The sequence below is a fragment of the Mycobacterium europaeum genome (assembly GCF_034555895.2).
In the GTDB taxonomy this organism is placed as follows: domain Bacteria; phylum Actinomycetota; class Actinomycetes; order Mycobacteriales; family Mycobacteriaceae; genus Mycobacterium; species Mycobacterium europaeum.
Map to the genome: position 1 here is coordinate 2272193 of NZ_CP157315.1, position 24177 is coordinate 2296369.

16 protein-coding genes and 2 pseudogenes (1 of these 18 running past the window's edge) are annotated in these 24177 nt (G+C 66.7%); 11 read left to right on the top strand and 7 right to left on the bottom strand.

Annotated elements, in window-relative coordinates; all coding sequences use genetic code 11:
* Together U8D42_RS10180 and U8D42_RS10185 are read right to left on the bottom strand one after the other, a co-directional pair.
* Positions 1–8258 carry the 5' portion of a non-ribosomal peptide synthase/polyketide synthase gene (locus U8D42_RS10180; RefSeq protein WP_322860242.1) on the bottom strand. 22891 nt of this gene lie to the left of the window's left edge, so only the first 8258 of its 31149 coding nucleotides appear in the window; it begins with the start codon at positions 8256–8258; its stop codon lies beyond the left edge, outside the window.
* A gap of 52 nt (positions 8259–8310) precedes the next feature.
* Positions 8311–8532 carry an MbtH family protein gene (locus tag U8D42_RS10185; protein WP_068059651.1) on the bottom strand — a complete coding sequence of 74 codons (222 nt, stop codon included), beginning with the start codon at positions 8530–8532 and terminating at the stop codon, positions 8311–8313.
* A gap of 1136 nt (positions 8533–9668) precedes the next feature.
* Between U8D42_RS10185 and U8D42_RS10190 the strand changes: the two genes are divergently transcribed.
* The 7 genes from U8D42_RS10190 (at position 9669) to U8D42_RS10220 (ending at position 15595) form a co-directional block, all read left to right on the top strand.
* A complete protein-coding gene (locus tag U8D42_RS10190) occupies positions 9669–10460 on the top strand; it encodes a GAP family protein (RefSeq protein WP_322860241.1) in 792 nt (263 codons plus the stop codon).
* Between the two features lie 42 nt (positions 10461–10502).
* Positions 10503–11243: an ANTAR domain-containing protein gene (locus U8D42_RS10195; protein ID WP_322860240.1), complete on the top strand. Its 741-nt coding sequence runs from the start codon at positions 10503–10505 to the stop codon at positions 11241–11243.
* 75 nt (positions 11244–11318) lie between these two features.
* Positions 11319–12875, top strand: a complete 1557-nt coding sequence (locus tag U8D42_RS10200) for a succinic semialdehyde dehydrogenase (RefSeq protein ID WP_322860239.1) — start codon at positions 11319–11321, stop codon at positions 12873–12875.
* Between the two features lie 95 nt (positions 12876–12970).
* The gene (locus U8D42_RS10205) at positions 12971–13405 is read left to right on the top strand and encodes a DUF4383 domain-containing protein (protein WP_322860238.1); all 435 of its coding nucleotides are present in this window, start codon (positions 12971–12973) and stop codon (positions 13403–13405) included.
* A gap of 301 nt (positions 13406–13706) precedes the next feature.
* Positions 13707–14090 carry a hypothetical protein gene (locus U8D42_RS10210; protein ID WP_322860237.1) on the top strand — a complete coding sequence of 128 codons (384 nt, stop codon included), beginning with the start codon at positions 13707–13709 and terminating at the stop codon, positions 14088–14090.
* A 54-nt stretch (positions 14091–14144) separates the two neighbouring features.
* Positions 14145–14858: a sensor domain-containing protein gene (locus U8D42_RS10215; protein WP_322860236.1), complete on the top strand. Its 714-nt coding sequence runs from the start codon at positions 14145–14147 to the stop codon at positions 14856–14858.
* 29 nt (positions 14859–14887) lie between these two features.
* Positions 14888–15595: a sensor domain-containing protein gene (locus tag U8D42_RS10220; RefSeq protein WP_322860235.1), complete on the top strand. Its 708-nt coding sequence runs from the start codon at positions 14888–14890 to the stop codon at positions 15593–15595.
* 445 nt (positions 15596–16040) lie between these two features.
* Here U8D42_RS10220 and U8D42_RS10225 read toward each other — a convergent pair whose 3' ends face one another.
* The 4 genes from U8D42_RS10225 to U8D42_RS10240 all read right to left on the bottom strand — a co-directional run bounded on the left by U8D42_RS10225 (position 16041) and on the right by U8D42_RS10240 (position 19112).
* A complete protein-coding gene (locus U8D42_RS10225; protein WP_322860234.1) occupies positions 16041–16760 on the bottom strand; it encodes a sensor domain-containing protein in 720 nt (239 codons plus the stop codon).
* Between the two features lie 114 nt (positions 16761–16874).
* Entirely contained in the window at positions 16875–17702 is an 828-nt protein-coding gene (locus U8D42_RS10230) for an isocitrate lyase/PEP mutase family protein (RefSeq protein WP_322860233.1), read from the bottom strand.
* A 129-nt stretch (positions 17703–17831) separates the two neighbouring features.
* Positions 17832–18608 (bottom strand): cutinase family protein, encoded by a 777-nt coding sequence (locus U8D42_RS10235; protein WP_322860232.1) that lies wholly within the window; start codon positions 18606–18608, stop codon positions 17832–17834.
* A 198-nt stretch (positions 18609–18806) separates the two neighbouring features.
* A complete protein-coding gene (locus U8D42_RS10240; RefSeq protein WP_322860231.1) occupies positions 18807–19112 on the bottom strand; it encodes a hypothetical protein in 306 nt (101 codons plus the stop codon).
* Positions 19113–19337: 225 nt separating this feature from the next.
* On the opposite strand from U8D42_RS10240, the gene U8D42_RS10245 reads away from it, so the two are divergent.
* The 3 genes from U8D42_RS10245 (at position 19338) to U8D42_RS10255 (ending at position 21015) form a co-directional block, all read left to right on the top strand.
* Positions 19338–20012 carry a DUF2510 domain-containing protein gene (locus U8D42_RS10245; RefSeq protein WP_322860230.1) on the top strand — a complete coding sequence of 225 codons (675 nt, stop codon included), beginning with the start codon at positions 19338–19340 and terminating at the stop codon, positions 20010–20012.
* Between the two features lie 35 nt (positions 20013–20047).
* Positions 20048–20209, top strand: a complete 162-nt coding sequence (locus U8D42_RS10250) for a hypothetical protein (protein WP_322860229.1) — start codon at positions 20048–20050, stop codon at positions 20207–20209.
* A 380-nt stretch (positions 20210–20589) separates the two neighbouring features.
* Positions 20590–21015, top strand: a complete 426-nt coding sequence (locus U8D42_RS10255; RefSeq protein WP_322860228.1) for a DUF4189 domain-containing protein — start codon at positions 20590–20592, stop codon at positions 21013–21015.
* A 139-nt stretch (positions 21016–21154) separates the two neighbouring features.
* Here U8D42_RS10255 and U8D42_RS10260 read toward each other — a convergent pair.
* A pseudogene (locus U8D42_RS10260) lies at positions 21155–21334 on the bottom strand (R2-like ligand-binding oxidase); the annotation flags it as partial.
* A gap of 1212 nt (positions 21335–22546) precedes the next feature.
* Between U8D42_RS10260 and U8D42_RS10265 the strand changes: the two are divergent.
* Positions 22547–23116, top strand: a pseudogene (locus U8D42_RS10265) (PPE family protein); the annotation flags it as partial.
* Positions 23117–24177 lie beyond the last annotated feature (1061 nt).

A 24177-nucleotide genomic window follows, 5' to 3' on the forward strand; every position in this document is an offset into this window, starting at 1 on the left:
GCACTGAGGGTGCCGGTTTGGGTACCCCAGGTAACGGCCACACGATAGCCCGCGGAGTCGCCGATGCGATGCAGTTCTTCGGCGACGGTGACCGGCGCGTCGGGGCTGGCTTGGGCGAGCGCGTCCTTGACGGACAGGCCCGCAGCGAGCGCACCCTGGATGCGGACGTCGGCGATCACTCCGGCCTGCGGGATGTCGGTGACGCGGACCACGGCAGGACGCAGCGACATCAAGTCGTCGCGCAGTCCATCCAGGCCCGCGCGCTCGGTCCACGACCAGGTGGGTGCGGTCGCCACCGACCGCACGGCTGCAGGCGCCTTGTGGATGACGATGTCGTAGCGGTACCGGTTCAGCTCGTTGTCGGACACGCCACGTTTGACCTGGATGTCCAGTCCGCCCACCGACGGCCGGCTGACGGCCCAGGTGGTGAAAAAATCAGGAGCCAAGAGCAATTCGGTCTCACCGAGCATGGCGTGGCTGACCCGCTTGCGTATCTCGTCAGCATCGGCGGTGTCGGCGCTACGCGATAGGGCGATCCCGGTCTGGAACGCGCCCTGCAGCGCGTGGTTGCGGACGTCGCCGATGAACAGCGCCCCGCCCGGGGCCAGGAGCTCCATCGCGTGGTCGATGACCTCGGCCAGATATCCCGCGTTGGGGAAGTACTGGACGACGGAGTTGACGATGACGGTGTCGAAATGGCCTTGCGGCAACCGGTCCGTGACGTGGGCGGGCTGGGTGAACAACTCGACCCGGTCCCGCCAGGCGAACTGCGACTCCTCCAGCGAGCGGGCTAGGTTTTCGATTGCCACGGGCGAGAAGTCGGTGGCGACGTACTGCTCGCACTCCGGCGCGATCTGCGACAGCAGCAATCCCGAGCCCGCGCCGATCTCGAGGACGCGCCGCGGCCGCAGGGCCATGATCCGATCGACCGTGGCGGCACGCCATTCGATCATCTCCTCGAGCGGGATCGGCTCGCCGGTGTAACTGCTGTTCCAGCCGCGGAAATCCATGCCGAAACGGGATCCGAGGTCGGCGCCGTACAGGTCGTCGTAGAGGTGCTGCCACTCTTCGACGTCTTCCACGTCGTGGTCGGCGTTGGTGGTGTGGTCGAGGGTGACGTAGGCGACCAGATGAGATCCCGCGGCGCCGTCGCGCACGGTCACGGCGGCCTGGGTGACGTGCGAGCAGGCCAGCAGCGTGTTTTCGATCTCACCCAATTCGATGCGCTGGCCGCGCAATTTGATCTGCTTGTCGGCGCGGCCGACGAAATCCAGGGTGCCGTCGCGGGTCCAGCGCACCAGATCGCCGGTCCGGTACATGCGCGAACCGGCGCCGCCAAACGGGTTGGCTACGAACCGTTCCGCCGTCAGGTCCACGCGCCCCATGTAGCCGTGCGCCAGCGCGGGCCCGCTCACATACAGCTCGCCCACCACCCCGACCGGCGCCGGGTTCAGCCAGGCGTCGAGCACCATGGCACACACGCCCGGGATCGGGGTGCCGATCCGCACCGGCCCCTCGGCCGACAGGGGCGCGCTCATGGTGACCCAGATGGTGGTTTCGGTCGGACCGTAGACGTTGAACATGCGCCGGCCCGGCGCCCAGGCCGCCACCAACTCCGCCGGGCACGCCTCGCCGCCGACCATCAATCTGTCGAACTCGGGCAACCGGGAACGATCCAACGACGACAGCACCGTCGGGGTCAGGAAGGCCGCGTTGACGCGTTGGCTCTGCAGCAGCGCGGTCAGCGGCTCGCCCGCGTACACCCCGGCGGGGGCCACCACCAGCGCCGCCCCCGACACCGCCGCCAACAGCATCTCACCGACCGACGCGTCGAAGGTCGGCGAGGCCACCATCAGCACCCGGGCATCCGCGTCCAACCCACAGGACTCGCGTTGCGCGGCAGCCCATCCCAGCAGACCCGCATGCCCCACCACTACACCCTTGGGGGTGCCGGTCGACCCCGACGTGAAGATCACATAGGCCGCATCATGCGCCGTCAGTGGCGCCAACCGATCGGCGCCGGTGATCGGCTCTGCGCTGTGCCCGGACAGATCCAGCCCGTCGATACGCAGCACCGGCCGCGCGCCTGCCCCGGCTACTTCGTCTGCGCCACAAGTCAATACGCAGACCGCTCCCGCGGATTCCAGCACTGCGGTGATCCGCTCGACGGGGTGGTCCAGATCGACCGGTGCGTGGACGCCGCCGGCCTTGACCACCGCCCACCACGCGACCACCAATTCGAGGCAGCGATCCATCGCCACGCCCACAGCGCGCTCGGGACCCACGCCGGCGTCGATCAGCCTGCGGGCCAGGCGGTTAGACCATTCGTCGAGCTGGCGGTACGACAGCCGCCGCTCGCCGTCGACCGCGGCGACGGCGTCCGGGTCGGCCGAGGCCGCCGCCGCCAGCAACTCCGGCGCCACGCCCATCGGCGCGGCCGCACCGGCGCCGGATAGCTCCGCCAGCACCAGGTTGCGCTCGTCGCGGTCGAGCAGCTCCACGGACGAGAGTCGCCGTCCGGGATCAGACGTCATCGCCACCAACACCCGGCGGAAGCGTTCGACAAGCGCCTCAACACTTTCGACGTCGAACACGTCGGCGTCGAACTCGACGTGCAGGCCGAGTTCGCGGCCCGGGAGCGCCTCCATTGTCAGTGGGTAGTGGTTGTACTCGCGGTTGGTGAACTCGGCGATGGCCAGCCCGTCGGGGCCCAGCTGCATGCCGTCGCCGATCGGGTAGTTCTCGTAGACGAACAGGGTGTCGAAGAGCTGCTCGTGTCCGGTGAGGCGATGGATGTCGTTGAGCGCCAGGTGCTGATGTTCGAGGGTGTCGTTGTTGGTCTCCTGCAGCTGACGTAGCAGCTCCGCGGTGGTGGTGGTCGCGGCGATGTTGGCCCGCACGGGCACTGTGTTGATCAGCAGCCCCACCATCGATTCCGCGCCGTCGACTTCCAGCTGGCCCACGCGAGACCGCGGTGTGCCGAAGACGACATCGTGCTGGCCGGTCAGCGAGGTCAGGAGCAGCGCCCAGGCGCCGTGCAAGACGGTGCTGACGGTGGTGTGGCAGGAGCGTGCCAATTCGGTGACGGCGCGGGTGGTCTTCTCGGCCACCCGGAACGATGCCGCTCCGCGCCGCCCTTGGCCCAGGCGGTCGTTCGGGCCGACGAGCGTCGGCGTCTCGAAGTCGGCGAGCACGTCGGCCCAGGCCGCGCGGGCGGCGTCGAGGTCGCGATCGGCCAGCCAGGTGACGAAGCTGCGGTAGGGCGCGGCCGCGGGCAGCGGTTCGCCGTAGTAGCTGGTGAAGATTTCGCGGAGCAGAATCGGCAGCGACCATCCGTCGAGCACGATGTGGTGGTTGGTCAGCACCAGCCGGTGCCGGTCCGCTCCGGTGCGGATCACCGCCACCCGGAAGGGCGGCCGCTCGGCCAGGTCGCCGACCGCGGCGCGTTCGGCGGCGCAGAGCTCCTCGATCTGCTGCTCGGTGTCGAGTTCGACGCATCGCCACTCCACCACGGGATTGGCGGGGATGATCTGCACCGGCTCGTCGAACCGCTCGTAGAACCAGGCCGCCAGGTGCGGATGCCGGTTGATCACCGCGTGTACGGCGTCGTGCAGGCGGTCGGGGTCCAGCGGGCCGGTGAGCGTGAAATCCAGTTGCACCGCGTACATGTCGTCGCTGCCGTGCGCGGTGCTGGAGTGGAAGAGCAGGCCCTGTTGCAGCGGGGTAAGCGGCAGGATGTCGGCGAGGTCGTATCGCCGGTGCAGCTCGTCGATCTGCGGTTGGCTCAGGCGGGCGGGCGCGATGTCCGACGGCGTGAGCCCGCCGCCCCCGGCCCGCACGTGCGCGCAGACGCCGGACAAGGCGTCGAACCACAATTGGCTCAGCCGGCGGATCTGCGCTTCGTCGAGGGCCGACGGCGCCCAGGTCCAGTTGGCGTGCAGTTGCGGACCGGCGTCGGTGTCGACGGTGCCGGCGTTGAGTTCGACGGTGTGCGCCAACGGCATCGGGATCGCCGCGGCGGCGCCGGTCAGCGAGAGGCTCTCCGGGTGCAGCCGCCACAGCTCATCGGACAGCTCGGTTCCCGCGACCAGGCGACCGAGATAGTTGAAGCCGATCGACGGGTCGGCGCCGTCCAGCTCCGCGTCACCGTTGAGGTAGCGCAGCACGCCGTAGGTCAGCGGGTGCGGCACGGCGCGAAGCTGTTCCTTGCCTTCCTTGATCAGCGTTCCCAGCGCCGGCTCCCCGGCCTGCACCTGGGCCCACGACGTGGGGCCGACGGTCAAAGCGACCGGGTATTTGGTGGTGAACCAGCCGACGGTGCGCGAGAGGTCCACGTCGGGCGCGAGCTCCTCGTGGCGGCCGTGGCCCTCGACGTCGATGGCTATCGGCGCGGCACTGGCAATGTCGGGGCCCAGGAATTCCGCCCACGCCAGCCCGAACGCGATCAACAGGATGTCTTGCACGCCGGCGTGAAACGCCGCCGGCGCCTCGCCGATCAGCGTGCGGGTGACCTCGGCGTCCAGCGACACCGACAGGTGCCCGGCCGTGGCGTAGGTATCGACGTCGGGGCGCACCGCCGGCAGCGCGGGTGGGGTCGCCGCGGTCCGCTTCCATGCCGCGATTTGCTCGATGACCTCCGCGCGGCGCGCGTGCTCGTCGAGCAGCGACGCCCACCGGGCGAACGACGTCCCGCCCGCCGGCAACTCCACCGGCTGGCCGCCGCGGTGCTGCGCCCACGCGATATTCAAGTCTTCCACCAGGATTCGCCAGGAGACCCCGTCGACGGCCAGGTGGTGGACGATCAGCGCCAGCTGACCGGTGGGGGCGACCCACACCGCGCTCAGCATCGTCCCGGTGGCGGGGTCGAGTCGCGACCGGGCCGCCGCCAGCGCCTCGCCGGAGAGCACCTCCACCGACCCCAGGCAGCCGGCGGCGTCCACGGACCCCGGGTCGGGCACCCGCAACGACCATCCGTCGGCGCCGTCGCGATCGACGCGCAGCCGCAGCATGGCATGCCGATCCAGCAAGGCCTGCAACAGAATCGCCACGTCGGCCTCGGCCACGCCCGCGGGCGCCTGCAGCAACATCGTCTGGTTGAACTCGTCGATCGGGCCGTTCACGCTTTGCAGCCAGCGCATGATCGGGGTGGCCCGTACCGGGCCGAGACCCTCGTCGATCACGTCGGCTTCGCCGCCGGCCACCGCCGCCACGCGGGCCAGGCGGGCGACGGTCTGCTCGACGAAGACGTCGCGGGGACGGCACCTCAGGCCGGCGGCCCGCGCCCGCGACACCACCTGCAGGGCCAGGATGCTGTCGCCGCCGAGTTCGAAGAAGGAGTCGTGGGTGCTGACGCGGTCGGTGCCCAGGACTTCGGCGTAGATGGTGGCCAGGATTTCTTCGACTGCGCTTTGCGGGGCGCGGTAGGCACCGGTGGCGTATTCCGGTGTCGGTAGCGCGCGGGTGTCCAGCTTGCCGTTGGCGGTCAACGGCAGGGTTTGCAGACCGACGATGGCCGCGGGCACCATGAACCCCGGCAACCGCTCGGACAGCTGGGTGCGCAGCGCGGCGGTATCGGCGGCGCCGGTCACATAGCCGACCAGGCGCTTGTCGCCGGGGCGGTCCTCGCGGGCGATCACCACCGCCTGCTCAACCCCGTCCAAACCGGCCAGCGCGGCCTGGATTTCGCCCAACTCGATGCGGTAGCCGCGGATCTTGACCTGCTCATCGGCGCGCCCCAGATAGCGCAGCTGCCCATCAGCACCCCAACAGGCCAAATCCCCGGTCCGATACATCCGCTGACCGGCCCCGCCGAACGGACACGCCACAAACCGCGCCCCGGTCAACCCCGCCCGACCCACGTAACCGGTGGCCACCCCGGCGCCGGCCACATACAACTCCCCGACCACCCCGACCGGCACCGGCCGCAACCAGCCATCGAGCACAAACAAGCCCGCCTGCCGCACCGGCGACCCGATCGGCGCCACGCCCGTCCCCGCCTGCAGCGGGGCGCTGATCGCCACACACATGGTGGTCTCGGTCGGCCCATAGGCATTGACCAGCACCCGACCCGGCGCCCATCGATCCACCACCTCAGGCGGGCAGGCCTCCCCGGCCAGCACCAACGCCACACCGTCCAGGCCGGCCGGATCCAGCATCGCCACCGCCGAGGGCGTCTGGGTCAACACCGTCACCTCTTCGGCGACCAGCACCGCGTGCAGCTCCTCGGGCGCACGCGCGGTGTCCTCATCGACGATCACCACCCGCCCTCCACGCAGCAGCGGGGCGAAGATCTCCCACACCGACACATCGAAGGCCGGCGAATGACAATGCGACCACACCCCCGGCACCGGCAAACCGGCATCCAGCGACCCGATCAACTGCGTCACGTTACGATGCGTCACCGCAACACCTTTGGGCACACCGGTGGTGCCCGAGGTGTAAATCACATACGCCACACCCTCGGCATCCGGCTCGGGCAAAGCCGTCTCAGGCTCGCCGTCGAGGCGCGGATCGTCCACATCAATCACCGCCACGCCACGCCCGGTCAGACGCCCGGCCAGCTCCGCGGTGGTAACTACCGCCACCGGCGCGGCGTCAGCGAGCAGGAACCCGATCCGCGAATCCGGAGACACCGGATCGATCGGAAGATAGGCCGCCCCGGTCTTGAGCACCGCCAACATCGCCGCAACCGCCTCGGCCGACCGCGAAAACAGCAGCGCCACAGTCTGTCCCGGACCCGCACCCTGCGCCACCAAACGATGCGCCAACCGATTCGACGCCGCATCCAACTCGCGATACGACACCGACCGGCCCCCACACACCAACGCCACCGCCCCCGGCGCCCGCGCCACCTGCCCGGCAAACAACGAAGGCACCGACACCGGCACCGGCCCCGAACCAGTCAAAACCGCCCGATTACCAAACACTTCCAACCGGGCACACTCGTCATCGCCAAGCACATCCACCGACGACAACACCCGCGACGGATCACCCGCCATCGCCACCAGCACCCGCTGCAACCGCCCGGCCAAGTCCGAGACGTCGAAGTTCGAGAACGGTTGCCCGACACCGACGGTGCTCAGGAACTGCTGATCGCCGAAGCCGAGGAAGAACAGCCCGAAGTGACCGACCGGGCCGAAGGTGGTGTACGTGGCGGTCGCCGGAACGCCGGCGAGGCTGAGGGTGAGTCGGGCCGGAACGAAGTTGACGACGACCCGGCTGGACGCCTGAGGGGCGCCACGGAACCCGCCGTCACCGCCGAGCATGTGAACCGGAAAGCGCTGATGCCGCAACGCTTCCCGTGAGCGGGTGTCAACCTGCCGGAGGAAGTCGGCGACCGTCCCGTGCGGTGCCGCGGTCAAGACGAGCGGCACGACCCCGGCGAGCATGCCGGGATGCGTCTTCGATTCGGGATCCGTGCGGCGGCTGACCGGGAAGTCGAGCACCACCTCGTCGGAATTGTCGGTGCGGAACGCGCGCACCAAGAGCGCGCACGCAGCGGTGAGTACCGACGATCGGCGGATGCCCAGGGCCTTGGACAGCTGTTTGATCAGGCCGACCGCCGAGGAATCCAATTGGACCGGCGCAGAGGGTGCGTAGGGGTCCCGCTCGCTGGCGGTTTGGGTCAGCCGGTAATCGGCCCCGCTTGCGGAGGGAAGGTGCTCGGTCCAATAGGTCTGGTCCGCGACGTAATCGGCGGACGCCGCGTACTCGGCCTCGCTGTCGACGAGGTCGCGCAACGAGCCGAAGAAGGCCGGCGATATCGGCGCACCGGAGGCAAGTGCGGAATAGACGGCCGCAATGCGGCGGCCCAGCAGGGCGATGCCCAACCCGTCGATGGCGATGTGATGGCAGCAGGTGAACCAGTAGTACTCGTCGGGCGCCGTTTGGAACAGGTGGAAGTTGATCATCGGGCCGGTGAGCGGCATCGGCGTCCGTTGGATGGCCGACGCCCTCTCCCGGACCGCGCGCTCGGGATCGGGCGAACCGCTCACGTCATAGAAGCCCAGATCGATCTCGGGGTCCTCGAGCGCGGTCTGGAAGACTTCGCCGTCCACCTCGAAGAAGCTCGCCCGAATGCTTTCGGCCTCGCCGACCACGTGACGCATCGCCCGCTCGAACAAAACGCGGTCAACCGTGCCCTCGATCCGCACGAGCACCCCGAGCTGCCACGCCACATCGAAGTGACCCGTTTGCTGCGCGAGCCAGATGTCCAACTGCGCCCGCGTCAACGGCAATGCGCGGTCACTGCGTTCCACTAATTCCCCCCGAATACTTTCCCGACTCCTTCATACCTAGACCGTCTACACATCACAAACCAGGAGCGGACAACCTGTCACGCAGGCTTTTCGGGCGGATGTCGGGCCAATTCTGTTCGATGTAGTCGAGGCAGGCGGCCCGATCAGCCTCCCCGTACACCACCCGCCAGCCGGGCGGAACATCGGTGAACACCGGCCAAAGGCTGTGCTGTTCCTCGTTATTGACTAGGACGAAAAATTTGCCACTGTCGTCATCGAAGGGATTGTTCTGCAACGGACGACCTCCTCAGACCCGATGAAAATTGCATGACGAACCGCGCGCAGCACAAAAGCTGTGCCGCGCTTCAGGATTGGCCGTTAGTCTCGACCAGTGTGCCGATCTGCCCGCGGGCGCGAAGCCGGCGCCGGTGGGCTTGATTGCGGAAATCCCCGTCGTGACGTGACTGGCTGCAGTTCGGGCCCCAGTTCTTCCCCGGCTCGAATCGCAATACCGCCCGCAAGATCAACGGTAACCCGAAAATCGCGGAGGGTGCTCCGCGGGGGCGTTCCGTTGGTGCAGCAGCGGACCATCAGCATGCTGGCACTACGACTTTGGGTGTCGCGCTCCACGGCTCGCCGGTTACCCGCCGGTACCCGCCGTCAAACCTGTGAATTTCCTTCTTGCATAAGAGATTCGCACCCCCGGGTTGTTCGACGCGTGCCTCGCCATCCCACAAAACCAAATCTTTGTCCCCCACCCGCCGTCACCGTTCCGCACCGGGACGAGGCCGCGCGATTTCGGCGCCTCTCCGAACACGAGGGCGATGGTTTGCTGCCCCGGCACGCAGTCGTTGCCCGAACGACCGCGCGCCTTTTGCGGGCAGGCTTCGGTTCACCCCGGTGCAGCAAGCGTTCGGCAGCGGCTTGGCGGGAGGGAAACCCGGCATCTGCGCATCGTAATTGCTGATCGCGACGTGCGTGTGTGGTTTTGTCGACTTTCCCGAAGGCCACCTTGCCCCGACGGGCGAAACTCCTGGGGGAGCTTGCTACGCCGGAGGGTTGGGACGACTCCGAACGATACCTTGCGGGACAGCGTCTTCGCTGCGGACGGACCGACAGTCGCGGCGGCACCGCGCTCGACGGCCGCGTCCGCATTGGTCAGCGCCCGGGGTCGCTGCGGTTGGTCGCTCCGACGGCCGAGCCTTCTTTGTGATCGATCTCACCAGAGTTGCCCCGGTGGATGTTCACGCGGGCGTGGCGGGGCGTTCATCTGATTGCCGCGCGAAGAGCGTTTCGCGAACATGTTGTGCGCCTGTGACATTCGGCACTCCCGAGCCATCTCGGCCGACCGAGCACGTGCGGTCGTCGGCGGGGGCGCAACCGCCCGCCGGCGGTGTTTAGACACCCCCGGGCGCGGGTAGAGCTGCGCCAATGTGGGGGTCAGTGCTGGGGTTGGGAATTCTGGCGGCGCTCAATCCGGTGCGCCTCGGCCTCGCCCTCCTGATGATCTCCCGTCCGCGGCCGGGACCGAACCTGCTCGCCTACTGGGTCGGTGGCCTGACCGTCGCTGTGCCCGAGCTGCTCGCCCCCCTGATGCTGCTGAACTTCACGTCCGCGTTCGGCACATTCCGGCACGGCTCGCCCGGGCGGGCCGCGAGCTCCACGCTCCCGCACATCCAGATCGGCCTGGGCGTGCTCGGGTTGTCGATCGCCGCGCTGATGGCGGTGCGCTTCTCGACGCGTCAGCGGGCCCAGGCGCGGGCATCCGGCGGCGGCTCCCCGACCTCGACGCCAGGTCCGGGGGCGCCCATAGTGGTTCCACGATTCCTGAGCCGCGCGCAAGACCTTTCCCCCGAGGACCGTTCCGGAGTCCGGCGCCTGCTCCACCGGGCCCACCGCGCGTGGGAGAAGGGGTCGTTGTGGATCGCGTGGGTCATCGGGCTGGCATCGGTGCCGGTCGACGGGGTTCTCTTCATTCTCGCGATCGTCGTGGCGTCGAGGGCTGCGGTCGCCACGCAGGTCAGCGCCTCCATCGCGTTCGTGCTGCTGATGTATTCCGTCGTCGAAGTGATCCTGGTCGGCTATGTGGCCGCGCCGGCTCGAACCCATGCGCTCTTGCGCCAGCTGCACGAATGGGTGCGGGCTTACCACCGGCAGATCCTGGTGACGGTCTTCACGGTGGTCGGAGTGACGCAGTTGGCCCAGGGAATGCACATCCTCTGAGGAGGCGGTTACATCTCCGCCTGAACGGGTAGTGGCAACTCGATGGACAGCCAACGGCGGTTCGAAGTGATAGCCCGCGACATGGCCCAGAGCGCGCCGGGAGGGTCCCTCCTGCTCCTCGATTGCGATCTACGGATCCGTGCGGCGAGCGTCGCCTACGAGCGGGTCACCCTGCGCGAATCCGGCGAGTTGCCCGGGCAGTTGCTCTTCGACGCGTTTCCCGACAACCCCCACGATCCGCAGGCGAACGGCACCGCGAACCTCGCCGCATCCCTGGAGACGGTGATGCGCGACCTGCGCCCCCATCAGATGCGAATACAGCGCTATGACGTGCCCGATCCGGTCGCTCCCGACCGATTCGTGCCGAAGGTGTGGAGCCCGACCAACACTCCCCTGGTCGACCACGGCGAGTTGGTGGGCGTCGCGCACTGTGTCGAAGAGATCTCAGAAAGCGGGCAGATGCTCGCAGAGATGACCCGCGCAGCCGATCAAGGCGCTTCGTGGACGCCCACCGAAGTGCTCCATACCCTCGAGGCGATCAAGACGGCCGAAAGCGCCCGCCACCACGAACGCTTGCAGGCCCTGGTCGCCGAGAACGAACAACTGCGGCGCGCCGTCGAAACGCGCGACGTGATCGGCCAGGCCAAGGGCATGCTGATGGAGCGATTCGACGTCGACGCCGGTGCCGCCTTCGAGCTGTTGGTGAAGCTTTCGCAGGACACCAACGCCCGCGTGGAGCAGATCGCCCTCAAGCTGGTCGAGCTGGACCATCCGCCGAGCTGAACTTTCTGGTCGGCCCGACACCGCGCGGCATAGCCTGGTGTCCTGAACGCCCGTGCTTCTGCGAGAGGAAGCGACATGCCTGCACCATCAGCCCAAGTCTTCGACCGTTTGCGTCAGCTGGCCGCGATCAAAGACGTCTCCACCCGCGAGACCAGGACGATCGACGAGGTCTTCACCGGCAGACCGCTGACCACGATCCCCATCGGCACGGCCGAAGACGTCGAAGCGGCGTTCGCCGAGGCGCGCGCGGCCCAGGTCGAGTGGGCCAAGCGGCCGGTGACCGAGCGCATCGATGTCATTGCCCGCTACCGCGACCTGGTCTTCGAGAACCGCGAGTTCCTGATGGACCTCCTACAAGCCGAGGCGGGCAAGGCCCGATGGGCCGCGCAGGAGGAGATCGTCGACCTGATTGCGAACGCGAACTACTACGTGCGCGTGGCGGCGGACCTGCTGAAGCCTCGCACGGTGCAGTCGCTGCTCCCCGGAATCGGCAAGACCACGGTCGGTTACCAGCCCAAGGGCGTGGTCGGGGTGATCTCGCCGTGGAACTACCCGATGACGCTGACGGCGTCCGACTCCGTGCCGGCGCTGCTGGCGGGCAACGCGGTGGTGCTCAAGCCGGACAGCCAGACGCCGTACTGCGCGCTGGCCTGTGCCGAGCTGTTGTACCGGGCCGGCCTGCCGCGGGCGCTGTACGCGATCGTGCCCGGCCCGGGCTCGGTGGTCGGCACCGCCATCATCGACAACTGCGACTACATGATGTTCACCGGCTCCACCGCCACGGGCAGGCAGCTCGCGGAGCATTGCGGCCGCCGGCTGATCGGTTTCTCGGCCGAACTCGGCGGCAAGAACGCGATGATCGTCACCCGCGGGGCCAATCTCGACAAGGTCGCCAAGGCGGCCACCCGCGCGTGCTTCTCCAACGCGGGCCAGCTCTGCATCTCCATCGAACGGATCTACGTCGAGAAGGACGTCGCGGACGAGTTCATCGCCAAATTCGGTGCCGCGGTGCGGAATATGAAGCTGGGCACCGCGTATGACTTCACCGTCGAAATGGGCAGCCTGATCTCCGCGGGCCAGCTGGAGACGGTCACCGACCACGTCAACGACGCGAAAGCCAAGGGCGCCAAGGTGATTGCGGGCGGCAAGGCGCGGCCCGAGATCGGCCCGCTGTTCTATGAGCCGACGGTGCTGACCGAGGTCACGCCGGAGATGGAGTGCGCGGCCAACGAGACGTTCGGGCCGGTAGTCTCGATCTACCCCGTCGCCGACGTGGATGAAGCGGTCGAGAAGGCCAACGACACCGAGTACGGGCTCAACGCCAGCGTGTGGGCCGGCTCCTCCGCGGAGGGCGAGCAGATCGGCGCGCGGTTGCGGTCGGGCACCGTGAACGTCAACGAGGGCTACGCGTTCGCGTGGGGCAGCCTGAGCGCGCCGATGGGCGGGATGGGCCAGTCCGGGGTCGGCCGCCGGCACGGACCCGAGGGCTTGCTGAAGTACACCGAGTCGCAGACGATCGCGACGGCCCGCGTGTTCAATCTCGACCCGCCCCTTGGGATTCCGGCGACGCTCTGGCAGAAGTCGCTGCTGCCCGTCGTGCGCACGGTGATGAAGTTGCCCGGGCGGAACTGACAGCGGGACCGTCCGCCGATCCACCACAGCGTTGACCCCGTCCTACTACCGCGCGTAGTATTCGGGCCATCCCGCCGTGCACAAGGGGGTGCAACGTGAGGTGGAGTTTCGCCCAGATCGGGCTGCTGATCATTTGCGTCGTCCATGTCGTACAGGCGGTGATCGGCTTCGTCATGAATCCCAGCTTCGCGATCGGGCCCGGGGCACCGACGGTCCAGCTGCTCGGGATGGACTACAACGGCTGGCACGCCGTCGCCGGCCTCGCTCTCTTCGCTCCGGGCCTGGTGTTCGCCACGCGCAAGTCGTGGGCCGTGCTGTATTTGCTGCTCGCCGCGATAGCCGGTGCGCTGCCGGGCATTTGGGCCTTCTTCTCGCATCAGGTCGCCTTCGTCTTCACCTTTCCCAACAACATCACCGACGCGTGGGTGCACTTGGTGACCGCGGCGGTGATGGTGGCGGTGGCGGCCGTGCAGATCCGGATCGACGGTGGACTTCGAAACTCACTCGCCGATCTCCGGAAAGCGCGCTAGCGTTTCATCGCTTTGAGGCGGCAGCGTCCGGCCGTATGGACTTCTGGCCGTTTTCACGTGACCTAGGTCCCTAGCCGCCATACCGCACATATTCAAAACTCCCTTCATGAAACACCTCATTACCTGCAAGGTTGGAGGATTGCTCGCAGTCACAGCGGTGCTGGCGAACCCTGCATGCACCCATCGCGCACCAGCACCGTCACCGCAAACAACCAGCGCACCAACGACGACGTCGACGACTGCGCCTACGTCGCAAACCACCACGCCGACCCCCACCGTCCCGCCGGGTCCGCATTCCGCGTTGGCCGACATCGACTTGCCACCCGGATCGGTCCTGACGAAGACGGTCAATAATGTCGACAAGGCCGGACAGCCGATAACACAGGAGTTCTACTCCTACACGGTGCCCTACGACGTTGCCGTGGACTTTGTCGGAAAACAGTTGTCGCAGAACCAATCCCCCAACGGATGGTACAAAGGCAAGCTGCGGCCATGCCACGGCCGCGTCGCTCCCAACCCTGCCCTGGTACCCCCTCCATGGCACAATGAGAACTTGACCGAATGGCGGTGGGCCGACGACAACAGGGCATTGAATGTCGACGTCACCAATCCAGAAAGCAAGGTCATCAAACAGCCCACGATCTCCATCGGCGACCTGCCGATCAGCGCGGCCGGATGCCTGTAGACAACCTCAAACGGCCGGCAATCCCTAATCTCCTGAAACCAAGGGCAGCAGGTGATGTCACGCAAGTTGGCGGGTTTCCTAACTGCGGCACTCGGGGCTGGCGTGGTCGCGCTGGTGGCTGGATGCGGCGGCGGGCAGAGCGGCCACAGCACGAAACCGGTAACGCCTACGGTGGTGCCCACGCTGGCGCCCAGTGCGGTCGACTCGCTGATCTTGGCACCGGACGTGGTTGGCGACATCGTCGGGGCGAAACTCAACTGGGCGTCCAAGCCTCCGCCGGGCTGGACCTCGCCTCCCGTGGCCGAGATTGCCGACGAAGGCAACTTCGAGTGCGAACCGCTGCTCCGGCCGGACAATTACTCGATTGGCGTGGTTTACACCGCATGGCGGAACAACCAATACAAAGAGGACAAGGATACTTACGACCATTCGGTCTTCCAAGCTGTTGCGACGGTCGCCGACGCGAAAGCAGCGACGCAGTTGCTGGCCAACGCTTTTACCAAGCGCCTAGATCCCTGCAACAATACCGTCATCCATCTTAAAGACGACAAATTTCGCTGGAGACTTCAAAAGACCGATGCCACCGACACGAATGTGCGTTGGATGGCCACAGAGCTGAAGGACGACGAGGTCGTCGGTTGGGTCTGCGCCAGCGAGGGCCGAGCGAAGAACAACGTGGTGCTATATGCGCGGGTATGCCAATACGGCAACGGCGCTCCGGCCGCGGCGGCAATCCTCGACAAGATCTCGGCGAAGATCCCGGGATAGGGCTGTCTGCTCTTCAGCGAGGAAATGAAATGCGACTTCATCTCTTGGCTTCGGCACTCGGGGCCGGGGTCGCCGCATTCGCGGTGGGTTGTGGCGGCGGGCAGGGCAGCGGCCACAGCGCAAAGCCGGCGACAACCACGGTGGCACCCACACTGGCGCCTGATGCCATCAACTCGCTGATCTTGGCGCCGGACGTGGTTGGCGACATCGTCGGGAGGAAACTCAACTGGGCGTCCGACCCCCCGCCGGGCGCGACTAGGCCTCCACCGCCCTTTCTCACCGACGAGGGTAATCCCGAGTGTGGGGCTCTCAACTGGCCGAGCATCAGCACGTTTGGTGCGGTTTACACCGCATGGCGGGGCACTTCTTACAGAGAGGAGAAGGACGCTTCCGAACATGCGGTCTATCAGATTGTCGCGACGGTCGCCGACGCGAAGGCAGCGACACAGTTGCTCGACAACGCTTTCATCAAGCCCCAAGATTCCTGCGACAATGCCGTCGTCCATCGTAAAGACCATAAAGGTCGTTGGCGACTGCAAAAGGTCAACGCCATCGGTACGGATGTGCGGTGGACGGCAACAGAACTGTTCGACGGCCAGGCCGTCGGTTGGGTCTGCGCCGACGAGGCCCGGGCAAAGAACAATGTGGTCATATACGTGGAGGTATGCCAATACGGCAATGGCGCTCCGGCCGCGGCGACGATCGTGGACAAGATCTCCGAGAAGATACCCGGATAGACCGGGTCAACCCATGGCATACCACCGCAGCCGGGCCAGGGCAGGAAAGGTTCTCGGCGTTACCGTTTCGGGGGCTGTACGTGATGCGGGCTATCCGGCGTGCTCAGCGGTTGCCCGCCCGACATCGAGCTGATGGCTTCAGGGCTATCGGGCGTGCTCAGCGGTTGCCCGCCCTGGCCGGAGTCACACCGGGCGACCTGCGGACACGGAAGTAGGGGATCCGCCCGCGCCACCGTGTCTCCTAAGCCGCTGGAGGCCGCGGTGAGGGCGCCAACGATTGCCGCTCCTGCGGCCAAACGTGTCAATATCGCCATGAAATTCCGATCGAGCTGGACGGATAGAGGCTGACACCCCTGAAAAGTTAACGAGATGGGGTCTCAAACCTCAGCAAGACTGCCCATGTTACTCCTCCCGCCCCTGCAATAGCCTTCTGCTTCTTCCCGAGCTATCCGGGTATTTTCTCCGAAATCTTGTCCACGATTGCTGCCGTGGCCGGCGCGCCGTTGCCGTATTGGCAGGCCTGCACGTATATGACCACATTGTTCTTTGCCCGCGCCTCGTTGGGGCAGACCCAACCGGTGACCTGGCCATTCTGCAGTTCCGTTGCCGTCCACCGCACATCCGTGCCGGTGGTATCGACCTTTTGAAATCTCCAGCGAGATATGTCGTCTTTACGGTGAAGGACCGCGTTGTCGCAGGAATTCACAGGCTTGGTAAACGCATTGTCGAGCAACTGTGTCGCCGCTTTCGCGTCGGCGACCGTCGCAACAACCTGATAGGCCGCGTGTTCAAAGGTGTCCTTGTCCTCTTTGTATTGATTGCTGCGCCATGCGGTGTAGATCACGCCAACTGTGTTGGTGTTCGGCCCGAACAGCGGCTCGCACTCTGGGTTGCCCTCATCGATGACAGCAGGGCCTGGCGGCCTAGTCCAGCCGGGCGGGGGCATGGCCGCCCAGTTGAGTTTCGCCGCGACGATGTCGCCCACGACGTCCGACGCCAGGATCAGCGAGTCGATCGCGTTGGGCGCCAATGTTGGTGCCGCCGGTGGTGTGACCGTGGATGGCACTGGCTTTGCGCTGTGGCCGCCGCCCTGCCCGCCGCCACAACCAACTACGAAAACGGCCATTCCAGCCCCCACGGCTGAAGCCACAAAAAGACTCTTCATTTCGTCTCCTTGCTAAGGGGCGAAAGCCATCCCTTGCATTTCATCGGAGACTATGACCCGTGTGGGGCACGCGGACCGATTTTTCACCAAACTGATAGTTGCGTACGGCCGCCGCTATTCGGTGAACAGCGCATTCAGCTCGTCGAAGCTTGCGGCCCCCGCCAGTCCCTCGAATGACCCGTCGTCCTTCAGTTTCCGCGCGGCAGCCAGGAAGGCACCCCACGCGACCCGGCTGAAGGCCGAGCCGATGCTGATCCGCCGGACCCCCAGCTCCGCAAGGTCCGCTACCGTCAGCCCCGAGTTCGACGACATCAGTACGTTGACCGGATACGGCCGCACGGCGTCGACGAGGGTGGCGATGTCCGCTTTGGTACGGACGCCCGGGGCGAACAGCACCTCAGCGCCCGCCTCGGCATAAGCCTGCAGCCGCCTGATGGCCTCGGCGAGCGGATCGGGGTGGCCGTAGAGGAAGCATTCGGCGCGGCCGGTCAGCACGACGTCGGCCCCCGAGTCGTCGATCGCCGACCGCACGGCGCGGACCCGATCGGCGGCCTCGGCGGGGTCGAAGAGCGGCGCGTCGGCGATGCCCGTGCCGTCCTCGACGGAGAGCCCGGCTACGCCGGTGGCCACACAGCGCGCCACATTGTGCGCGAGTTCGTCGGTGCCGCGGGCATAGCCGGCCTGGAAGTCCGCGTTGACGGGCACGCTGACCGCACCGACGATTTCGGCGATGTTGTCCAGCGCCGCGTCGACCGAGAGCGCGGTCACCGTGTCCGGCAGACCGCGCGCGAAGCACAGCCCGGCGCTCGTGGTGGCCAGCGCCGGGAAGCCAAGCTTGGCCAGAGCGATCGCGGAGCCCGCGTCCCACGGGTTCGGGATGAGAAAGCACCCCTCTTGATGCAGCCGGCGAAACTGCGCTCCGACACCGCCGTCTGGGTCCACGACCCGATTATGCTCGCGCTGCCGCGGAGCTCGCCACGCCGCCGCCGGATCGGCCCGGGATGCGAAATGACTTGCGCTGCTGGGCTTCTTTGACCAGACCCGAAAGCAAGGCGAGTTGCCGAGCTCCGATCAACCGGCAGCGCCTTCGTTTGGAGACGGTAACCCGGCGGCGGTCGTCGGCGCTGCTGGACCCGCACCGGCGGGCCCGCTGGAAGCTCCACCAAGACGACTGGCCGCGAACGCCGCACCCTGGTCGATCACTGGCGCGTTGGTCGAGTACGTGTCATGGGCGGCGAAGTTCATCCCGTCGGAACAGATCGGGTCCCCGGCGGCGCATACCTGAATGGTCTTGGGCTGATAGAGCGGACCGATGGCGACCGGCGGCTCACCGAAGAAGTTCATCGCCTTGTCGTTCGGCAATGCGAAGAGCACGACCGAGGAGACGTGGTTGGCCACCTCGGGGTCCATCGGTTTGGGTACGCTCGCCGGATCGATCCCGGGCGGCACGGCAGCCGAGGTGACGAAGCCCATCACGGCCGCACCTTGGGAATAGCCGCCGAGCACCATCTTGGTGTTGGGGCAGTTGTGCGCCATTGAAACGACATGCGCGCCCGCGTCTCTGACGCCCGCCTCGCCCGCGTTTGTCCAGTCATGGGTGGCGGGGTAATCGACCGGATAGATGTCGAGCGATTTTGCGCCCACGCGTGGGCGCAGCGAATCGACGAATGCCTGTCCGGTCGGGCCAAGGCCCGGCGGGTCATCGGTACCGCGGGCGAACACCACCTGGACATCCGGACACGGATCGGCAGACGCAAACGGGATCGCGGAAGCGAAGACCGAAGCGCTGACGCCTGACACCCCGACGACCGCGGAGGCAAGGAAATGGGGGACGTGACGTGCGGTCATGGCGCTGGGTGCCCAACACACGCGGTTTCTAAACCACGAATTTTCGTGCGCTGACCGCGGTGGAACAGCACCGCAAGGGCGGTAACCGGCGCCGGGCAACTGCCGGGTAGCCGGTGCCGGCTGCGCCGTCGCATCGTGGGCTGGAAGCCCTTGTGTCGCTTTGGCTCTCGATTCAGAGCCCACTCGGGCTCGTAGCTGCTATCGGGGGTCAGCGACAGCGCCAAGGCGCTCGCTCACGCGGGCCAGTGCCTCGTCGAAGATCTCCACCTTTTCGCCGCGCTTTTCGTTGGCCGGCTGGGCGGAGCCGCGGGCACCCTCGGCCTCCACCCGAGCCGCGCCCTGGCGCCGCAACAGGCTGAAGTTCTTCTCGCGCGCTTGCCTGAGCCGGCTCTGCAAGTGCTTCAGCGATTCCTCGTCCATGCGTGCGAGAGCTTCGGGATGGCTTTCGCCGATCAACGAGCTTTCCTGCTGGGTCAGGTTCACGTGGTGGTTGCTCACCGTCATTTCATAGCCGCTACCGGCCACCCCTGCGCGTCGAATGCCTGGTGTCACGCCGAACCGTCATGCCAAGGCCATCTCATGTTTACGTCACCGGACACCGGGGAGCCACCAGGCCGTCTCGGTTCTTCAGTTGCGCCGCTGCGGGTAGTCCCTCGATCGAAGGAGGTTGCGATGGCCGAGCAGGAATGGCAGTAGCCGGGATGCCTCCCTCACGGCGAAAATGGACAGATGCCACCTGAGCAGGCGCCGCCCCCGCCGAAGTCGGCGCCGGGCTGGTACCCCGACCCCGCCGGGGTCGGCCACGGGCTGCAACGGTACTTCGACGGCACCAGTTGGACCAGCGAGTATGCGTTCTCCACCGAGCCGCCGAAGAAGAACACCTCCGAGAAGGCGGCCCTGGCCCTAGCGGTACTGGGTGCGCTGATCCTGCTCGCCATCATCGGCAAGAGTTGGGCTTTCGACTACAAGAAGGACGCCCCATCGAGCAACTCGGCCACGGCGGAATCGTCGGCATCGGCCGAGGCGCCACCCTCGACACCGCCCGCCCCCAAGAAGCCGGACGGGGTCACCTTCACCACCACCCCGGGCCCGAACGGCGACGTGGTCGACGCGCGATTCGCCATCCGCGACAACTACACCGAGCAGATGATCAGGGACGGCGCCCGAATGGACACCATCGACATCCTCAGGTACGCGAGAGCGACCTACCCTGACGCGTCCGCGGTCAACGTGCAGGGCACCTTCCCGATGACCGACCCGTACGGCAACACCGCGACTCACGTCGCCATTGACCTCACGTATTCGCGAGCGACGTTGAACAAGATCAACTTCGACGGCATCACCAAAGCCAGCATCTGGGAGATCCGAGATTCCGGCACCGTGCTTCCGGCCTTCGAGCAGTAGGCCCGCCACTCCCCCAAAGCTGAAACAATCGCGTCGTGCCCACCGAACCCACCGAACCCCCGCCCCCACCGCCGGCCGCCCCGAAGCGGCCGCGCATCACGCCGGAGGATTTGGAGCGCTTCGGTGACGAGGAGCAGATGCGCTCGGCGTCGGACGAGGGCCGGCTGCGCGACGAGCGTCCGCCGCACCACGGATAGGCCCCCGCGCCCTGGCCAGGCGCACCAACAGCAAAGCATCAACGACCTCGCCGGGGAATGCGGCTCCCCCCGCGGGGCGGATCGCCTGTCGTAGCCCCCAGGCCGCGCGGCCAGACTGTGAAGATTTGCTACACGCGTGTCAAGCGTTTGTAAAGTGCGTGGCCCATTCCTCGTCAAGCCAGCACTGTAAGAGCACGACGCTCCGAACGTGGCGTCGCTGAAAGTTGGCGTTCGCGATGATCTTCGAGTCTGGGCCGGCATCTGCCGGCGCCGCCGGTGCGGTGGTGACATGACCAGCCGAGTACCGCCCGGTGCCAACCAGCAAATTTGCCTTGTGCCAGGGGTCCTTTCGTGCCCGCACACCAAATGAAAGGAAGCATGTGTTCAAGCCTCTCGCGTCCGCAGTGATCCTTGCCGTCTGTGCTGTCGGACTGGCCGCACCGGCACAGGCCCAGGGCGGATACATCGTGATCGCGGGGTCGGATTCCACCCACGCCGTCGAAGTGACCGTCGGCGGCGGCCTCGCCAGTCTGAGTGACGTCGAGGCGTACGCGGTCAGTCATTGCGCCGGGAGGAACGGCGCAACCGACTGCCACGTTCTTGCCGAGGGCCGGGGTGGCTGTGTAGCCCTGTCGGATAACGGTCACGGCTTGGTCGGCGGCTGGGGTCCCACCCGCAATACCGCCGGTGCCGCGGCGGCGGCCAAGGTTGCGTCGGGGCAGGCCAATGTCGATGGCACTCGCTGCGTCGTTGACCCGGACCTGATCGCGACTGCTCGCAACTTCTCGTTCGTGGCCACGCAATAGCGGCGCCGCTCAGGCGGTGCGGCGATGGGTATCGGTCGACCAGAGATGGCCGCAATCCGAGCATTGCAGGTGCACCAGCGTCCCCTTGTTGCTGAGCAGGTACTGCCAGTGCGTATCGCAGTTTCGCGTCCTCCGGCAATCACCACATACGGCGCGGTGATCGCAGCGCGGGCAGGGCCGAGGCGGCCAGAACCTTGGCGTCCTCGTCGGCGAAGGTGTCCTCGAGCTGCAGCGGCGAGTAATCGAGGTCGATTTCCCTGGGTGGTCGCCCGCGAGCGCTCGAGATCGTGTCGAACCGGCGCGTCCTCTTGTCGCTCGCATCGTCAATTGCAGCTTCGCCTTCCGTTGACGACTACGGGAGCACGAAATATTAGCCAGGTGATGGGAAATGTCACGGTCGGAAATATCGATAGGGAAGTCAGCGTATTTGCGGACGTTGTCTTGTCTTCCCAACTCCTATTTGCAACAAAGAGGCCAAAGGGATTCAGATTTTGGAATCGCACGGGCCGGCTCACGCTGAGGCCACGCGCTGTAGCGGCCTCTTGAACAACGCTCAATTCTTCGGCTGTGAGGCAAATGAGACCGGCGAGGTGTTCGGGTGCCGGCTAGTCGAATCACCCAGAAATGCGGGGCTGGGTTCGTGGTTCGCCAGGGCCGGTGGCGGTGACGTGTGAGGCGGGCCCGACGAGGTTCGGGGTGGCCGGGATCCTGCTCATAGCCGGGTTGGTGTGTTTGGTCGCAGCGTCCTCGAAGTTGCAAGGTCCGAGTGAGGATCGGCTAAAGACTGATGCCCGCGATGCCCGATTGCTGCCACTTGGGTCAGGTGACAGAGGTAACGATTCCGAGCATCGAGCATGAGGCAGCCCCGGACCTCGTGCGGGCTCGCAAGGACGCCGGGACCTTGATGTCGGCCCGGCATCGCGTCTCGAAACCGCTTTCACGACAAGGGATCGTGCACTCCGGCGGGAAAACCTGGACCGGCAATCACCAGCTGGGGAAGCGGCCGCGCACCTTCCCCGCCAGGACGACAGCCGGCCTACGACGCGGCCTTCGACACCATGGTGTCCACCGTGGACCGCCGTGACCGCCGTGACCGCCTCGATAATGCGATCGCTGAGGTGGCCGCCGGGCCAAGGTTCAAGCGCGCAGATCCACCGGTCGCCCGGTAACTCCATCAGCAGGGGCCGCGGGCAAGGGCCACCCCTGGCTGACCCGCCTTCTTGGGCGCCCGCTGCCGGCGCCCAGCACGATGGCGCTGCAAGCAAAGCGCGATGGTGGCCACCGCCTCTTAAAAGGGCGGTGGTCGGCCGATATACGTACCTAAAGGGGACATGAATTCATTTCGGATTGACCAGCGGTATGTTCCCGACAAATCCGGCGCCAGCATCGTTTTTCCCGCACCCGCGGACGACTCACAGCAGACTTCCAGCGCACGGTCGCCAGGCTTTCATGTGAGTCGGGTTGGATCAACGCGTCCCTGTACTCCTTGAACTCATCGCCGCGGTCGACACGGAAACGAGGGAAAAACAGCATGGATTTCGGATTGATGCCCCCCGAAGTCACCTCCGGACTGATCTACGCCGGGCCCGGGCCTGGGCCCATGCTGGCCGCCGGGGCGGGCTGGAACGCGCTGGCCGCCGAGTTGGAGTCCACCGCTGCTGGCTACGCCAGCCAAATCGACGCGTTGACCGCCCAGGCCTGGTTGGGCCCCTCAGCCTCGGCGATGGCCGGTGCGGCCGCCCCGTATGTGGACTGGCTGCACACCAGCGCCGCCGCGGCCGCCCAAACCGCCGCGCAGGCCTACACCGCGGCCGCGGCCTACGAACAGGCGTTCGCCATGACCGTGCCGCCACCGGTGATCGCAGCCAACCGGGCGCAGTTGGCGGTGTTGGTGGCCACGAATTTCTTCGGGCAAAACACCCCGGCGATCGCGGCCACCGAAGCCCAATACATGCAGATGTGGGCCCAAGACGCCACCGCGATGTACACCTACACCACCACCTCGGCCACCGCCACCCAGCTGCAACCGTTCACCGATCCCCCCCAGACTGCCAACCCCACCAGCCAAACCACCCAAACCCAAGCCCTGGCCCACACCGCCCTGCAAACCACCACCAACACCACCCTCAACACCACCGGCTCCACCTACACCGTGACCGGCAACCAAACCCTGCCCAGCACCATCACCGCCATCGGCACCGGCGACCAATACACCTCCGTCGTGGTCGACCAGGGCGCCACCCTGACCATCAACCACGCCCTGACCATCGGCAGCGGCGGCACCCTGACCAACAACGGCACCCTGACCGTCACCGGCGGCGGGACCCTCAACGTCTCAGGCGGCGCCCTGACCAACACCAGCACCGGCACCCTGACCGTCGGCAACACCGCCACCGGCACCACCATCGTCAACGGCGGCTATGGCGCCCTGAACATCACCAGCGGCACCCTGACCAACTCGGGCACCCTGACCGTCGGCAACACCGCCACCAGCGGCGGCACCATCATCAGCAGCTCTGGAGACCTGAGCGTCTCTGGGGGCACCTTGTCCAACTCGGGCACCCTGACCGTCGGCAACACCGCTACCAGCGGCGGCAGCATCACCGGCGGCTCTGGCGCCCTGAACATCACCGGCGGCACCGTGACCAACTCCGGCACCCTGACCGTCGGCAACACCGCCACCAACGGCGGCACCATCGCGGGCCAGAGCTCTGGCACCGTGACCGTGAGCACCGGCGGCACCCTCACCGACAGCGGCACCCTCACCGTGAGCAACGGCGGCGCCCTGGACGACTACGCCACCGTCTCCGTGAGCAACGGCGGCACCCTCACCGACAACGGCACCGTCTACGTGAGCAACGGCGGCACCCTCACCGACAGCGGCACCGTCTCCATCCAAACCGGCGGCGCCCTGGACGCTTACGGCACCACCACTGTCGACCCCGGCGGCACCCTTACCGACAGCGGCGGCGTCTATCTGAGCACCGGTGGCACCCTCACCGACAACGGCACCTTCACCATCAACACCGGCGGCACCCTCAGCTACAACGGCGGCACCGTGACCGTCGGCCATAGCGGCGTCCTGAACGACTACGGCTCCGTCTCCCTGGGCCCCGGCGTCCTGAACGACAACGGCACCCTCACCATCCACACCGGCGGCAC

What these genes read in the sequence shown, in the direction of transcription:
- U8D42_RS10190 (WP_322860241.1), top strand. Translation starts at nt 9,669, where the DNA reads ATGTGGGGGTCAGTGCTGGGGTTGGGAATTCTGGCGGCGCTCAATCCG.
- U8D42_RS10195 (WP_322860240.1), top strand. Translation starts at nt 10,503, where the DNA reads ATGGACAGCCAACGGCGGTTCGAAGTGATAGCCCGCGACATGGCCCAG.
- U8D42_RS10200 (WP_322860239.1), top strand. Translation starts at nt 11,319, where the DNA reads ATGCCTGCACCATCAGCCCAAGTCTTCGACCGTTTGCGTCAGCTGGCC.
- U8D42_RS10215 (WP_322860236.1), top strand. Translation starts at nt 14,145, where the DNA reads ATGTCACGCAAGTTGGCGGGTTTCCTAACTGCGGCACTCGGGGCTGGC.
- U8D42_RS10220 (WP_322860235.1), top strand. Translation starts at nt 14,888, where the DNA reads ATGCGACTTCATCTCTTGGCTTCGGCACTCGGGGCCGGGGTCGCCGCA.
- U8D42_RS10225 (WP_322860234.1), bottom strand. Translation starts at nt 16,760, where the DNA reads ATGAAGAGTCTTTTTGTGGCTTCAGCCGTGGGGGCTGGAATGGCCGTT.
- U8D42_RS10235 (WP_322860232.1), bottom strand. Translation starts at nt 18,608, where the DNA reads ATGACCGCACGTCACGTCCCCCATTTCCTTGCCTCCGCGGTCGTCGGG.
- U8D42_RS10240 (WP_322860231.1), bottom strand. Translation starts at nt 19,112, where the DNA reads ATGACGGTGAGCAACCACCACGTGAACCTGACCCAGCAGGAAAGCTCG.
- U8D42_RS10245 (WP_322860230.1), top strand. Translation starts at nt 19,338, where the DNA reads ATGCCACCTGAGCAGGCGCCGCCCCCGCCGAAGTCGGCGCCGGGCTGG.